We start from the raw sequence: 14,362 nt of genomic DNA, 5'->3' as shown, positions 1-14,362 counted from the left end.
GGCGGTCAATTCGAGAGTCTCTTTTCGGCGGCTAGCACTACGGCGGCTGATGCCGCGCCCAGCGCGGAGCCGGCGAGTACGTCGGTCGGGTAGTGCACACCGAGCACTACCCGGGACAGCAGCATCGGCGGGACGAGCACCGCAGGCAAGGGTAGCCCCGTGAGCCGTCCGAGCAACACAGCCGCCGCCGTGGTGGAGGTGGCATGTGAGGACGGGAAGCTCAGCTTCGACGGCGTCGACACGTTGACCTGCACGGAAGGATCGTGCGGGCGCCTGCGCCGGACGACGCGCTTGAGCACGACCGAGGCCGCGTGCGCGCCGAACGCGCCGACGGCGACCCCGGCCCATTCGCGGCGGCGCGGCTTGTCGAGAAGCGCGCCGACCGCGGCGATGCCGAGCCAGCCCAGCGAGTGCTCACCGAAGTGGGACATGCCGCGAGCGGCCTTGACCACGTTCGGGTTCCGCCCGATGGTGCCCTGCACCAGGTTGATGATCTTGACCTCGGCGGGCGAGGCCGACGGGGTCGCCGGCGCGTCGGGAACAACGCGCAGGCCGCGGTCCGCGTTGGAGGCGGAGGTGGCAGCGGTCATTTGGCTTCTTTCCTCGCGTCCGTGTCGATGCCGAAGCAGTCTTCCCAGGCAGTCGTGCTGGTGAGCTGCGAATGCGCGCGACGATACTGCTCGCGCACCTCCGGGAAACGCTCGGCCAGCTCTTTGCGCAACCGCATGGCTTCCTTGAACAGCTCGGCGGCCTTGCGGGTGTCGCGCTTGCGGTAGACCACGCCGCGTCCGTCGGCGGTGGTGACGGTGACGCCGTCGACCTGGGAGAGCAGGTACCAGCGCGCGTCCAGGGTGGGGACGTTCAGCTGCGGCGTCTCGTGATGCTTCGGGTTGGCCTTGCGGAGATTGTGCAGCACACCCTTGCCCAGGCGGGCCACCTTGGCGAGCGGGTTGCCCGGCTCGCCGACCGCGCCGACCTCGGAGTGGCTGGCGAGGGGCAGGTCGGTGGAGGACGGCACCACCACCGCGTCCGGGTATTCCTTGCGGATGCCGTGCACCTTGCCCAGTGCGGTGGGCAGCAGTTCGAACAACTTCTCCGGACCGGCGAGGTAGTCGCGGATCGCCTCGTTCTGGATGGCGACCGTCGAATACTCCAGGCACAGCAGGTGTTTCAGCGTGGCCTTGATGGTGTTGACCACCATCGGGCGACCGTCGTTGGGCAGGTGCAGCGAGGCCACGACCAGGCGGTTGCGCAGGTGGAAGTAGGCCTGCCAGTCGATGGCGTCGTCCTTGTCGGACCAGGCCATGTGCCACACCGCGGCGCCCGGCAGGGTGACCGTCGGATAGCCGTGTTCTCTTGCGCGCAAACCGTATTCGGCGTCGTCCCACTTGAGGAACAGCGGCAGCGGCTGCCCGAGCTCCTCGGCGACGCTGCGCGGGATGACGCAGGTCCACCAGCCGTTGAAGTCGACGTCGATGCGCCGGTGCAGCAGCTTGGAGTTGTCGCGGTCGCGCAGCGGGTACTTGGAGAAGTCGTGGTCGTACTCGACATTGGGGGCCGCGGTCCACATGAAGATGGAGCGGTCCACCACCTCGCCCATCACGTGCAGGTGCGAGCGCTCCTGCAGGTTGAGCATCTGACCACCGGTCAGGATGGGCGACTTGGCGAATCGCGAGAAGGCCAGCGCCCGCAGGATGCAGTCGGGCTCGATCTCGATGTCGTCGTCCATGTAGACGATGAACTCGGCGTCGGTGGTCTTCAACGCCTCGTACATGACGCGGCTGTAGCCACCCGAGCCGCCGAGGTTGGGCTGGTCGTGGATGGCCAGCCGATCACCCAGGCGCGCGGCGGCTTCGGCGAAGCCGGGCTCGTCGATCACCTTGCGGGTGCCCTGGTCCGGAATGATGACGGCCTTGATCTTGGCCAGCACCAATGGATCCGAGCCGAGGGCGGTCAGGGTCTTCACCGCGTCGGTGGGCCGGTTGAAGGTGGGCATGCCGACGGCGATGCTGCCCTCACCCGGCGCTTCGATCGGCGCGTACCAACCGCCGCTGCGCATTTCGACGTGGCTGTCGGTGGTGATGTCGAACCAGATCCAGCCGCCGTCCTCGAACGGGCCCAGATCCACCTCGAATTCGACGAAGTCGGCCGCGGCCGCCCCGTCGCCCGGGGTGCTGAACTCGTCGCCTTGCACGTGGATGCGGGAGCCGTCGGCCTTGGAGCGGTAGACGTCGACGCGGCCGTGGCCGGACAGCTCCAGGCGCAGCACCACCGACTTCAGCACCGACCAGCGCCGCCAGTAGCTGGCGGGCACGGCGTTGAAGTAGGTGCAGAACGACACCTCCGACTCCGCGCCGATGGCCAGCGCGGTGCGCGTGATGGCATGCGCGCGACGGGCATTGGTGTCGGACTCTTCGAGGTAGAGCTTGCGCACGTCGAGGGGCTCACCCGGCCGGGGCAGGATGACGCGCTGTAGCAGTGACTTGGCGCGGGTCTCGGTGATCATGTCTTCTCGGGTCAGCTGGGCGGTCATTCGGCGACATCCGCCAGGGGTGCGCCGGATTCCAGGTGCGGGCGCAGCACGTTGTCGAACATGCTGAGCGCGGCGCCGATGGCCATGTGCATGTCCAGGTACTGGTAGGTGCCCAGGCGGCCACCGAAAAGCACCTTGGCCGAAGCGGTTTCGGCCTTGGCGCGCTCGCGGTAGGCGATCACCTTGGCGCGGTCCTCGGGGGTGTTGATCGGGTAGTACGGTTCGTCGCCGGTCTGGGCGAAGCGCGAGAACTCGCGCATGATGACCGTCTTGTCGGTGGGGTAGTAGTCGCGCTCGGGGTGGAAGTGGCGCGGCTCGATGATGCGGGTGAAGGGCACGTCCGCATCGTTGTAGTTCATCACCGGGATGCCCTGGAAGTCACCGGTTTCCAGCACCTCGGTCTCGAAATCGATGGTGCGCCAGCCGAGTTCACCCTCGCTGTAGTCGAAGTAGTGATCGAGCGGGCCGGTGTAGACGATGGGGGCGTCCGGGTTCTCGGCGCGGATCTGGTCGCGCACGTCGAACCAGTCGGTGTCGGTGCGGACCTCGATGAGGTCGTTGTCGGCCATCTTCGCCAGCCACGCGGTGTACCCGTCCTTGGGCAGACCCTCGTAGGTGTCGTTGAAGTAGCGGCTGTCGAACGTGTAGCGAACCGGCAGCCGGGTGATGATGCTCGCCGGCAGTTCGGTGGGGTCGGTCTGCCACTGCTTGGCCGTGTAGTCGCGGATGAACGCCTCGTAGAGCGGGCGGCCGATCAGCGAGATGCCCTTCTCCTCGAGGTTGGTCACGTCCTTGCTGTCGACCTCGGCCGACTGCTCGGCGATGAGCGCGCGCGCCTCGTCCGGGGTGTAGTAGCGGCCGAAGAACTGGGAGATCATGCCAAGTCCCATGGGCAGCGGGTACGCCTGGCCCTTGTGCAGACCGAAGACGCGGTGCTGATAGTTCGTGAACTCGGTGAACTGGTTGACGTAGTCCCACACCCGTTTGTTGGAGGTGTGGAAGAGATGGGCGCCGTACTTGTGGATCTCGATGCCGGTTTCGGGGTCCGCCTCCGAATAAGCGTTTCCGCCCAGGTGATAGCGGCGCTCGACCACCAGGACCCGCTTTCCCAGCAGGTTGGCGGTGCGTTCTGCGACGGTCAGCCCGAAGAAGCCGGAGCCGACAACAATGAGATCGAAGGGGGATGCGACGGTCACGGTCGCCCAGACTACCGGCACGGCCCGCGCGCGTGCGCCCGCTGTGCAGGTTTGCACCCCGTCGCCCGAAAGCCGCGTTTGCGGCCCGGTAACTGCGGGTTCGGACCGGGGTTGCGCCCGTCGCGGCCGGGTCGGCCGATTCGGCGGCTGCCCGGGTTACGGACTCGTATCCCGGCCTGCGTCCCTCGGGCGGGGGATTTTTCGCGAGAGCTTCGCGCACTGTTCACGAAATGGCCGATAACCGCGTAACGAGGGCTGTATTTCATATGCACTCGAACTGAGCACCCGACCAGTTTGTGCCGTGAGCTCGTACAACGCGGCGGAGCCCCTGCCCACCGGAAGACCGAAACCCCTATGCGATTGACCCGCCTCGCGCCCGTCGTGGGCGCGTTGTCCATCGCCGCCATGCTCAGCACGGCGGCCTTGTTCCCCGGCGCGGCCCCCGCCCGCGCCGACGACGCCGACACCCTGGCCACCACGGCCATCGCCGACGCCGACCCGGTCTGCGGCAATGCCTCCCCCACCTTCGACGACATCGTCACCGCCGCGGCCACCGCCGTGCGCACCGTCGTCCCCACCGAACAGCAGGCGGCCTACGACCAGTCGGTCAACGACTTCCGGCAGAACATCGCGACGGTTCACGTGCACCGCAACGGACTGCCGCTCGCGCCGGACGAGGTGAACGATCGCACCCAGTTCCTCGACGACCCGATCGTCACCTACATCGTCAACAACCTCGACGGCATCCACAGCGGCCGCATCGACCAGACCATCGCGATCTCGCAGCTGAAGGTGCGCGACGTGGTCGAGGTCTTCATCCTCGCCACCCGCATCGTGAAGATCCCGGCGCAGCTGGCCGCCAGCCTGGTGCCCACCGCGGGCTTCGTGCTCAAGCCGATCGTCGGCGCGCTGTTCAACGGCGTGAAGTCGCTGGCGCGCGCGGTGCAGTCGCAATTGTCGCTGGGCTGCAACACCTCCGGCGTCTACCAGAAGTTGCGGCTGGAGCTGCCCGACGAGCACGTGAACCTGCCGCAGCCGCTGATCGACCTGGCCAACCAGGTGGTCAAGGCGGACGGCACCTGCACCCCGATCGCCGAACTGAAGACCTCCGACCTGGTCGAGCGCACCCGCAAGTTCCTGACCACCGCGTCGCTGCCGGTGGACGCGAACACCGTCGACGCGAATGCCGATGCGCTGCAGGGCTTCCTGCACGACAACCGGGTCGCCGACATCATGATGCTGCGCCGCACCGAGCAGCTCGGCCCCATCGTGGACGCGCTGGACTACGGCCCGCTGACCTTCCTGGCCAACCTGGGCTTCGACATCTACGAGGGCCGCGGGCTCAACACCGTCGCGCTCGGTGACGTGAAGGTCGAGAACGTCTTCGCGCTGGTCACTTTCGCGCTGGACACCACCAGCCTGCTGCTGACGGTCGGCTCCACCATCGCGGGTTTCACCGGGGTCGCCTCCACCATCACGACGCCGCTGGGCATCGCTCAGACGCTGGCTTTCGCTCCGGCCACCTACGGTGCGCCGATCCTGCGCGGTGTCATGCAATCCATGTGCGCGGTCTAGTTTTTCCTACTCGACAGCACGATGTCGAAAATGGAACGGCCGCCCGGTCGAAATACCGGGCGGCCGTTCTATTTTCCTGTTCACCGAGGGAATTTCGGCCATATTCCGTTTCACGCCAAGGTGATTCGGAACACGCTCACGCCGTCGACCCCTCGAAATTCAGGGTGTGAATCGACGAACGACTATGCGCCGTCGGTGCACTGGGTGTAGCGGACGTGCACGCTCTGCTTCGGCGGGGCCGAGCTGCCGAACATCGGGGTGGCCGGAGCGGGCATCCAGTTGGTGAGGCGGTTCATGGCGTCCTGCTCCGCCTCGTACCGGCTGCGGCCGGTGCCGCCGTGGTAGTACTGGTGGTCGGCGCTTTCGGCGATGGCGCCGCAGCCGTCCCGGAACTGCGCCAGCACATCGCAGCCCTGGTGGCCGCACTGGCCGAGGGCGTCGGCGTCCGACGAGTTCCAGTCCGGGTAGTTCCAGGCCGCGCCGTAGAAGGTGCCGCCATCGGTGCCCAGTGCGAGCGAGCCGTAGAGCGAGCCGTCGGGTCCGCGTTCCATGGCGTGTGCGGAGCCGGCCCCCGCCGAAGTCGCCACGATGACGGACGCGAACATGGTCAGGGCGAGTTTGCCCGAGAAAGCCATTCGAAATTCTCCCCATTTGGGAGCGGCCGACGAATATGGGCCGCTTCCGGTTGCATTCGGTGGCACTGCTCACCACCTGTCCCGATTTCTATCACGGGGTACCGACAGCGCCAAGTCGTAAGCCACTGCCCGGCATAGCGTTCCGAATAGGTCACCGTATCGGTCATCGCCGCCGGGACTTGCCTGAGCGGACGCCGCCGTGACAGGATCCACGCGCGCGCTGTCGGATTCCCGATTTCCGGGCGCAGCGATTTCGATGCTTCGGGGGATGAGGAAAACCCATGTTCACAGCGGGCCGTGCCCGAGTTCTGCACTGGGCGGCCGTCGCCGTTACCGCCCTGGGCTCCACCCTGCTGGTCGCCGGAGGTCCCGCGCACGCGGCCGCCCCGGTGACGCTCGGCGGTGGTTCCGGTGTGTACGTCGAGGACCTCACCGACCCCGACGGCGTCAACAACTGCACCCTCACCGCCGTCGGCTACGACCGCACCAACCAGCTGGTCGGCCTGACCGCCGGGCACTGCGGTGAGGTCGGCGCGCGCGTCGCCGCCGAGTACACCCGCAGCGGCGGGATCGGCGTGATCGCGGCCAAGAGCTCCGATATGGACTGGGGCATCATGGTTTTCGACCCGGCCCGGGTGATCCCGACCCGCCAGGTCGCGCAGACCACCATCAACACCATCGGCGCACCGCCGCAGATCGGTGAGAACGTCTGCAAGAACGGCCGCACCACCGGCTTCACCTGCGGTCCGGTCTGGGAGACCAAGGCGCTGTCGTTCCGCAGCCAGGTCTGCGCCAACCACGGCGACTCCGGCGCACCCGTGCTGCGCGGCGATCAGCTCGTCGGCATGGTGGTGGCCGGCACCGACTTCAACGCCGGGCCGATCAGCATCGAGCTGCCCCTGTGCACCGGCGGCGGCAACCTGATCCACGAGCCGGAACTGGCCACCAACATCACCTCGGTGCTCGCGGACATCGACCGCCAGGGCGGCGCGGGCGCGGGCTTCCGCCTCTCCTGAGTTCTGCGTATACCCGAATCGGGGCGTGACCAGCCTGGCTGGTCACGCCCCGATTTGTTGTGCGGCGCTGCGGTATCCGAGTCAGTAGCCGACCGTGAAGCGGGCCCGATGGTGGCGCGGCTGCTCGGCCTCGTCGAGCAGCGCGACCGCGAGATCCTCCATGGAGATGGCAGAGTTGCCTTCCTCGTCGGCGATGAGTTCGTCGGTGCCGCGACGGTACGCGCCGGTGCGAATTCCGGGTTCCAGCAGCGCGGCCGGGCTGAGGTAGGTCCACGTGACGGTGTGGTCGGCGGCCTCGTGGAAGACCTGGAACTGACGCTTGCAGCCTTCGGCGATCGGACCCAATTCCGCTGGGAAGTCCGGCTGTTCGGCGAGGGTGCGGCCGGTGCCCGCGACGACGAGGTTGCCCGCGCCCCCGACCACCAGCAGGCGGGCGCCCGTGCCCACCAATCCCGCGAGCAGCGCGGCCGCGGCCTCGGCCAGTTCGTGTTCACTACCCGGTGCCGGACGGGTGGCGCTGATGACGAGATCGGCTCCGGTAGCGGCTTTTTCGACAGCCGCCGGATCGGAGGCGTCACCCTCCCAGAGCTCCACTTCTTCCGGCAGTCCGCGCAGGCGCTCGATGGAGCGGGACACGGCGCGAACGCTGTGGCCGCGGTTCAGGGCCTCGGTGACGACCCGGCTGCCGACCGCACCGGCCGCCCCGAAAACGGTGATCTGCATGATGATTCAGCTCCCTGTGTGATCGAAATACGTTGTCAGGCCGCAGCTTTGACGGGCTCCGGCGCCGGTGCCGCCGGACGCGGGGCATTGCCGGTCTGCCCGAGCAGCGTGCCGCCCAGCGCGATGGCGATGCCGAGCACCTGGAGCGGGGCCAGCGCCTGGCCGAGCGCGATCCAGCCGATGACGGCGGCGGAGAGCGGGCTCAGCAGCCCCAGCAGCGACACCGAAGTCGCACTGGCGCGGGCGATTCCGCGGAACCAGAGGACATAGGCGATCGCGGTGCCGATGATGCCGAGGTAGAGGTACCCGCCGATGGCACGCCCGTCCAGCGCGGGCGGCGCGCCCTCGATGATCAGGGCGATCGGCACCAGGATCAGGCCGCCCGCGGTGAGCTGCCAGCCGGTCATGGCCAGCGGCGTGATTCCCTCGGGCCGTCCCCAGCGCTTGGTCATCACGGTCCCCGCCCCCATGGACGCCGCCCCGATGAGGCCCGCGATCACCCCGACGGTGTCGAGGACAGCGGTGGCGCGCAATACCACCAGCGCGACACCGAGCAAGCCGATCAGTGCCGCGAGAACCTTTCGCGCCGTGGGCCTTTCGTTCAGCGCGACCGCGGCCACGCCGAGGGCGAACAGCGGCGCAGCCGACGAGAGCACCGCCGCGACCCCGCCCGGCAGCCGGTAGGCGGCCAGGAACAGCATCGGCATGAACAGCCCGATATTGAGCAGCCCCAGCACCCCGACCCGCCAGATCCACTGCCCGTGCGGCAGTTTCCGGGTGATGGCCAGCAGCAGCAGTCCCGCCGGAAGGGCCCGCATGAGCGCGGTGAACATCGGCCGGTCCGGCGGCAGGTAGGTGGTGGTGATCGCATACGTGGACCCCCAGACCAGCGGTGCGAGGCCGGTCAGGGCAAGGGTTCCGGCCATTCCGCCGCGCGCCGTGGTCATCGTCAACTCCTCATTGATAATCTCAACGTTGAGATAAAACCATCCGAATACCTCAACGTCAAGTATCTCAACGTTGAGATTATTCCGCCCGGAGGAGCCGCATGCCCGACGCGCTAGACCTGATCACCGCCGCCTGGCGTCAGCAGCGCCCCGACGTGGACGTCTCCCCCATGGAGGTGATCGGCCGCATCACCCGCCTCTCCGCCCTCCTCGACCGCGAACTGGCCACCTTCTTCCGCTCCCACGGCCTGGAGTTCTGGGAGTTCGACGTCCTCGCCACCCTCCGCCGCTCCGGCAACGAATCCGGCCTCACCGCAGGCGATCTCAACAAAGCCGCCATGCGCACCTCCGGCGCCATCACCAACCGCATAGACCGCCTGACAGCCAAAGGCTGGGTAGACCGAGTCCCCGACCCCGCCGACCGCCGAGCCATCCGAGTCCACCTCACCGACACCGGCCGCACCCTGGTCGACACCCTCCTCCCCCTCCACGTAGCCAACGAAGAACGCCTCCTCACCGCCCTGTCCCCCACCGCCCGAACCGAATTGACCACCCTGTTGCGCACCTTCTCCGAATCCCTCGGCGACACATCCCTGGACTGAAACGCAGAGAAGGCGGCGCTTCCAATAGGAAGCGCCGCCCTCTATTCGCCGAATAGCCTTGCGGTGATTCAGTTTTCGTTCTCGAATAACTCACGGCAAGAGGCGCTGGGGTGTCGAGAGTCGTCGCCGATGTCGACGACGACGAACAGCTCAGCGGACTCGCGCGGAGGTGTTGTTCCCCGGAAGCGGGTGGGTGGGGGCGGTCGGCGGGGTGGGGGTCGACGCGGTGTTGGGAATGGGGGTCTGGCCCGGGGTCGGGGGATTCAGTGGTGCGGCCGGGATGGCGGGCTGGGGATTCCAGCGGGTGTCGGACAGCATGCTGTTCGGATCGACACTGCCCGGAATGGGGAGTGGGATGGGGATGTTGACCCGGTTGCGATTGTCGGGGGCGGGGCGGACCGAATTGGGAAGTGTTGGGGTGGTACCTGTTTGGTCTGCCGCATTCGGGGCCGGGGTGGTCGAATCGGGGGTCACCGCGTCGGGCGGGGAGGCCGGGTTCGGTTCGACGGGAACGCTCGAATCCGGTTCCGCCGGGGTCGCCGGGGTGGTCAAGCCGGGAATGTCCGGGAGCAATGAAGTCTGCGCTGACGGGAAATCCGATAGGGCGGGGCCGATTTCGAGGGTGCTGGCCGGTGTCGGGGTGCCGCCGTCCGGTGCCGCGGAGTATTCCGAGCGCAGGATGTGGTTGTCGCGCACCAGGACCTGGCCGACAGTGTCGTTGACGGCGGTGGTGGTGCGGGGGTCTTCCTTGTCGGTGCCGGGGTACATCTGGCAGTCGGTGGTGTCGCAGGTCTTGGCGTAGGGGTAGCGGGTTTCGGCCAGGGCGTAGGAGCGGGCGGCGATGGCCTGGGCGCGTAGGGCTTCCGCGCCGCCCTGGTCGGCCCAGCCGGGGACGACCTCGGCGGGGACGACGCCCTGGAGGTAGTCGTCGACGTCGACGTCGTTGACGGTGCGGAAGGCGCCGCCATCGAGGGCTACGCCCAGGACGCCGCGGTAGTCGTTGCCGCCGCAGATCTCGAGGGCTTCCTCGGCGGGGCGGTTGACGCCGTTGTCGACGGGGTAGGCCCAGGGGTCGTCGGTGTTGCCTTCCCAGAGGGTGTTTCCGTCGCAGCCCTGGGTGATGGTGACGTCCGCGCCGGTTGCGGTGGGGGTGAGGTGGGCGGCCTGGCCGGGGATGACACGGCGGCCTGCCACGTAGAAGTCGGAGGCGGAGCTGACGTCGAGGGCTTTGTCGTCGCGTTCCATGAGGCGGACGCTGACGGTGGTGGCACCGATGTCGGCGAGGTTCGCGCCGGGGTAGTAGTCGGCGAGGATGCGGTCGGCGGTCCAGCCTGCGACGGCCTTGTCGAAGGCGCCGTTCTGGCTGAGCCCGCGGCCGTGACCCGGGCCCGCGGCGGCGGCGGTGAAGAACATGCCGGTGTCCGGCCAGGCCCACAGCATGATCGCGGTGCCGCCGGTGGTGGCGGCGACGGACAGGGTCAGGGTGAGCAGGCGGCGGCGGTTACGACGCCCGGCCAGGTACCCGTTCGGCATGTCATACCCGTTCTTTCGATGGCCGAAGCTACATTCGAGTTACCCAAGGCTAAGCCTCAACCATATGTTCAGAGAATGTGACAGCAGGGATTATTGTGATCGTTGGTGCGCCGAGAAGCAACCAAGCACTCCGGGCGCGGTATGACCGATTTACCTGGAATGGGAGAAACTCGTGCCCTATAGCAGACCAAAACACGCCTATACGCTCCCCTTAGTCACCGCACTGGCGCTGACGGTGCCCGTCGGCATCCTCGCGCTGGGCGACGCCCGGGATGTCCGGGTTACTGATCAAAGCAATCTGGCAGCTATACCAGCGACGGTGGCCGAGGTGGCCCTCGCCTCGGCACCCGACATCGTGCTGCCGCTGCGCGAACTCACCGGGCTGAACCTGCCGGACCTACGGCTGTCCGACCTACGGATGCTGCCGCTACCCAAGTCGATCCCGATCCCACCGGGACTACCCGTGCCGCCGGGCGTGCATCTACCCAGCTCGATCCCGCTACCGGATTTCAGCGGGGGCGATCACTCCGGCGGCCAGGCCCCACCGACCCAGTCGACCCGGCCCAGCGGCGGCAGGCAACCGTCCATCCAGCCCGGATCGAATCGCGGAAACCGCTCCGGCGCAGGGCATTACGTGGTCCCGGCATTCGCTCCCGCGAAGATGGACGAGCCCGACGTCGCCCCGATCGACGAACCTTCCTCCGCCCCAGCGGATTCCGCTCCCCAGAGCCCGGCCCTCGACAGCCCGGCTCCCGCCGAGATTCCCGCCGCCGCACCGGACGACGCCGAACCGGCCGCCCCCGGCGACCCCGGCGCGAATCCCGAAACCCCCGCCGCCGCTCCGGTGGAGGGCCCCCGCCCGGTTCCCGGTCTCACCGGCGATCCGAGTTCGCCCGCGCTGGCCGCGGGCGCGGTGCCGCAGGACCTGGTCAGCAAGGTCGGCGCGCAGGTCAAGGAACTCAGTCGCGACACCCCGTTCAGCATGGTGGCGCTCACCGCCCCGGACCTGGCCGGGACCACCACCAAGCTGCGCGCCAAACGCCCCGACGGCAGCTGGGGTCCCTGGTACGACGCCGAAACCGAAACCGGCCGCGACCATCCGGTGCCGGACCGCAAGGCGGGCACCGAACCCATCTACGTCGGCAACACCAAGTCGGTGCAGCTGCTGGTGACCCGCAAGCCGGTCGCCGCACCCGCGGAACCCGCACCGCTGGACCACGGTTCGGCCGATCCGGCGCAGATCGATCTGGAGAAGCTGGCGGCGGTGCTCATCGATCCGGGCCGCGGCACTATCGACGAGAACCTCTCCAATGTGGCGGCTCCGCTGCCCGGCGGTGGCCCGAAGGTGATCACCCGCGCGCAGTGGGGTGCGGACGAATCGCTGCGCTGCGAGGAACCCACCTACGACGACGGCGTCGCCGCGATCACCGTGCACCACACGGCCGGCCGCAACGACTACACCAAGGCCGAGTCGGCGGGCATCGTGCGCGCCATCTACTCGTATCACGCGAAGACGCTGGGCTGGTGCGACATCGGCTACAACGCGCTGGTCGACAAGTACGGGCAGATCTTCGAGGGCCGCTACGGCGGGCTGGATCGGCCGGTCGAGGGCGCGCACGCAGGCGGCTTCAACGAGAACACCGCCGGGGTGTCGATCATGGGCGACTACGAGGACGAAGCGCCCACCGACGTGTCGATCCAGGCGGTCGGCAAGTACATCGGCTGGCGCGCCAAGGTGGCCGGAATCGATCCCAAGGGCTCGAGCACGCTGTACTCCGAGGGCAGCGATTACACGAAATACCCACTGGGACAAGCGGTCAAGCTGCCGAACATCTTCGCGCACCGCGATGTCGGCAACACCACCTGCCCCGGTGACGCCGCCTACGCGCTGATGGACAAGATCCGCCAGATCGCGGCGGACACGGCGGGCAGCACCACCGTGCCCAGCCAGAAAGCGGCGCGCCCGGCACCGCACCAGGACGCCGGAGCCCCGCAGGCCCCCACCGCACCCGACGCGGGCACCCAGGCCGACCTCGCCACCCTCGCGGACCTCACCGACAAACTGCTGCAGATGCTCGACCGCAGCCCGGTGGCCCGCTACTGGGATCAGCAGGGACGCGCGAACGGCCCACTGGGACAACCGACACTGACGCCGGTCTCCACCACCAGCGGCGGCCAGTACGGCGAATTCACCAACGGCTACGTGTATTCGTCGCCGTCGGGTCAGGTCTTCTCGGTGATCGGCCGCATCATGGAACGCTTCCTGCAGATGGGCGCGGGCGGCGGCATCCTGGGCATGCCGATGAGCAACGAATACCCCGTCCAGGACGGCATGCGCTCCGACTTCCAGAACGGCGCACTCATCTTCAACAAGCTCACCGGCATAGTCACCACGGTCCTGAACAACTATGGCGCAGTACAGGATCCAGCTCCCGGTAAGCCGATCCCCTCCGTTCTCGCCAACCCCCAGGCTATTCCGAACGCTACCGCCAACTGAATACCGAGATCAGGGAGCTCTCACCGCGAATTCCGAATTCGCACGGTGGGAGCTCCTTGATCATGAAAAGGGTTCAGGACCACCAGCGTTCGAGGATGCGGGCGACGCCGTCCTCGTGGTTGGCGGCGGCGACCTCGTCGGCGGCGGCCAAGGCCTCCGGGTGGGCGTTGGCCATGGCTACGCCGTGGCCTGCCATCAGGAGCATGGGGACGTCGTTGGGCATGTCACCGAAGGCGATCAACGCGCTGTGCTGGACGCCGAGTCGCTGTGCGACGGTGGCCAATCCGGTGGCCTTGGAGACGCCGGGAGCGGAGAGTTCGATCAGGCCGTTGTCGGTCGAGTACGTGAGGTCGGCTCGGCCGGACAGCGCGGGTTCCAGGGCCGCGCGCATGTCGCCGCTGGCCGCGCCGGGTAGGCGGATCAGCATTTTGATGGCGGGGGCGGCGATCACCTCGGCGCGGGAGACCTGGGTGTCGTCGGGATTCAGCCAGGCGTGCTCGTATTCCGGGGAGCTCACGAATTGCGGGGTGGCGGCGTCGTGCGCGGAGAGCCCGACGCGTTCGGCGGCCAGGCCGCAGCCGGGGAGCAGGCGCTCGGCCAACTCCGCGGCCCAGGTGAGGGTCTCCACATCGAGGGTGTGGGTGTCGAGCACCCGGTCGGTGGCGCTGTCGTAGATGACCGCGCCGTTTCCGCACACGCACAGCGGCGCGTAACCGAGTCCGTCGACCACGGGATCGATCCACCGCGGCGGTCTTCCGGTGGCGAGCACGAACGGCACGCCGTCCGCGATGAGTGCGTCGATCGCGGCCTTGGTGCGCGGGCTCACCTGTTCCCGGTGGTCGATGAGCGTGCCGTCCACATCGGAGGCGACCATCTTGGGTTTGGGCAGGTGAAAGTGGGTCACCTACTCCATCCTGCCTCGAGCCCGCGCGAAGCCGCCGCTGGATTACGGACGACGGCGCACAAACGAGACCTTTCCGGCATCGGTCCCGAGGCCGCCGCGCGCACGCCGCGCCACTCGCGATAACACACGGGCGGCCGGTGCGTCTGCCCTCCGTACCCCGCGTTTACGGATTCCTGTCCCTATGATCTGGGGAAGAATTCG

The 14,362-nt window shown here is 68.0% G+C and carries 12 protein-coding genes; 4 read left to right on the top strand and 8 right to left on the bottom strand.

What is annotated here, in order from left to right; translation table 11 throughout:
• Window positions 1-5 precede the first annotated feature (5 nt).
• Genes OG300_RS32650 through glf form a run of 3 tightly spaced genes read right to left on the bottom strand, consistent with a single transcriptional unit; the run spans window position 6 to window position 3,729 of the window.
• Window positions 6-590, bottom strand: a complete 585-nt coding sequence (locus tag OG300_RS32650; RefSeq protein WP_405487664.1) for a phosphatase PAP2 family protein — start codon at window positions 588-590, stop codon at window positions 6-8.
• Window positions 587-2,533 (bottom strand): glycosyltransferase, encoded by a 1,947-nt coding sequence (locus OG300_RS32645; RefSeq protein ID WP_405487662.1) that lies wholly within the window; start codon window positions 2,531-2,533, stop codon window positions 587-589. Before OG300_RS32645 ends, OG300_RS32650 begins: the two co-directional genes overlap by 4 nt.
• Entirely contained in the window at window positions 2,530-3,729 is a 1,200-nt protein-coding gene (glf, locus tag OG300_RS32640) for a UDP-galactopyranose mutase (protein WP_405487660.1), read from the bottom strand. Before glf ends, OG300_RS32645 begins: the two co-directional genes overlap by 4 nt.
• Window positions 3,730-4,083: 354 nt before the next feature.
• On the opposite strand from glf, the gene OG300_RS32635 reads away from it, so the two are divergent.
• Window positions 4,084-5,304 (top strand): hypothetical protein, encoded by a 1,221-nt coding sequence (locus tag OG300_RS32635; RefSeq protein ID WP_405487658.1) that lies wholly within the window; start codon window positions 4,084-4,086, stop codon window positions 5,302-5,304.
• A 182-nt stretch (window positions 5,305-5,486) separates the two neighbouring features.
• On the opposite strand, the gene OG300_RS32630 is transcribed toward OG300_RS32635, so the two are convergent.
• On the bottom strand, window positions 5,487-5,939 hold the full coding sequence (locus tag OG300_RS32630) for a DUF4189 domain-containing protein (protein ID WP_405487656.1): 453 nt from the start codon (window positions 5,937-5,939) through the stop codon (window positions 5,487-5,489).
• A 281-nt stretch (window positions 5,940-6,220) separates the two neighbouring features.
• On the opposite strand from OG300_RS32630, the gene OG300_RS32625 reads away from it, so the two are divergent.
• Window positions 6,221-6,955, top strand: coding sequence for a S1 family peptidase (locus OG300_RS32625; RefSeq protein ID WP_405487654.1), 735 nt, complete (start codon window positions 6,221-6,223; stop codon window positions 6,953-6,955).
• Between the two features lie 81 nt (window positions 6,956-7,036).
• Here the strand turns inward: OG300_RS32625 and OG300_RS32620 are convergent, their stop codons facing one another.
• A complete protein-coding gene (locus OG300_RS32620; RefSeq protein WP_405487653.1) occupies window positions 7,037-7,678 on the bottom strand; it encodes an NAD(P)-dependent oxidoreductase in 642 nt (213 codons plus the stop codon).
• A 35-nt stretch (window positions 7,679-7,713) separates the two neighbouring features.
• Window positions 7,714-8,625: an EamA family transporter gene (locus tag OG300_RS32615; RefSeq protein WP_405487651.1), complete on the bottom strand. Its 912-nt coding sequence runs from the start codon at window positions 8,623-8,625 to the stop codon at window positions 7,714-7,716.
• 101 nt (window positions 8,626-8,726) lie between these two features.
• Between OG300_RS32615 and OG300_RS32610 the strand changes: the two genes are divergently transcribed.
• Window positions 8,727-9,227 (top strand): MarR family winged helix-turn-helix transcriptional regulator, encoded by a 501-nt coding sequence (locus OG300_RS32610; RefSeq protein ID WP_405487649.1) that lies wholly within the window; start codon window positions 8,727-8,729, stop codon window positions 9,225-9,227.
• Between the two features lie 150 nt (window positions 9,228-9,377).
• Here the strand turns inward: OG300_RS32610 and OG300_RS32605 are convergent, their stop codons facing one another.
• Entirely contained in the window at window positions 9,378-10,760 is a 1,383-nt protein-coding gene (locus tag OG300_RS32605) for a SpoIID/LytB domain-containing protein (protein WP_405487647.1), read from the bottom strand.
• A 172-nt stretch (window positions 10,761-10,932) separates the two neighbouring features.
• Here OG300_RS32605 and OG300_RS32600 point away from each other — a divergent pair, with 172 nt between their 5' ends.
• Window positions 10,933-13,257, top strand: coding sequence for an N-acetylmuramoyl-L-alanine amidase (locus OG300_RS32600; protein WP_405487645.1), 2,325 nt, complete (start codon window positions 10,933-10,935; stop codon window positions 13,255-13,257).
• A gap of 73 nt (window positions 13,258-13,330) precedes the next feature.
• On the opposite strand, the gene OG300_RS32595 is transcribed toward OG300_RS32600, so the two are convergent.
• Entirely contained in the window at window positions 13,331-14,131 is an 801-nt protein-coding gene (locus OG300_RS32595; protein ID WP_405498767.1) for an HAD family hydrolase, read from the bottom strand.
• Between the last annotated feature and the right edge of the window lie 231 nt (window positions 14,132-14,362).

It is taken from the genome of Nocardia sp. NBC_00511 (genome assembly GCF_045161165.1).
Lineage (GTDB): Bacteria > Actinomycetota > Actinomycetes > Mycobacteriales > Mycobacteriaceae > Nocardia.
This window is presented reverse-complemented; position numbering and strand designations above follow the sequence as displayed.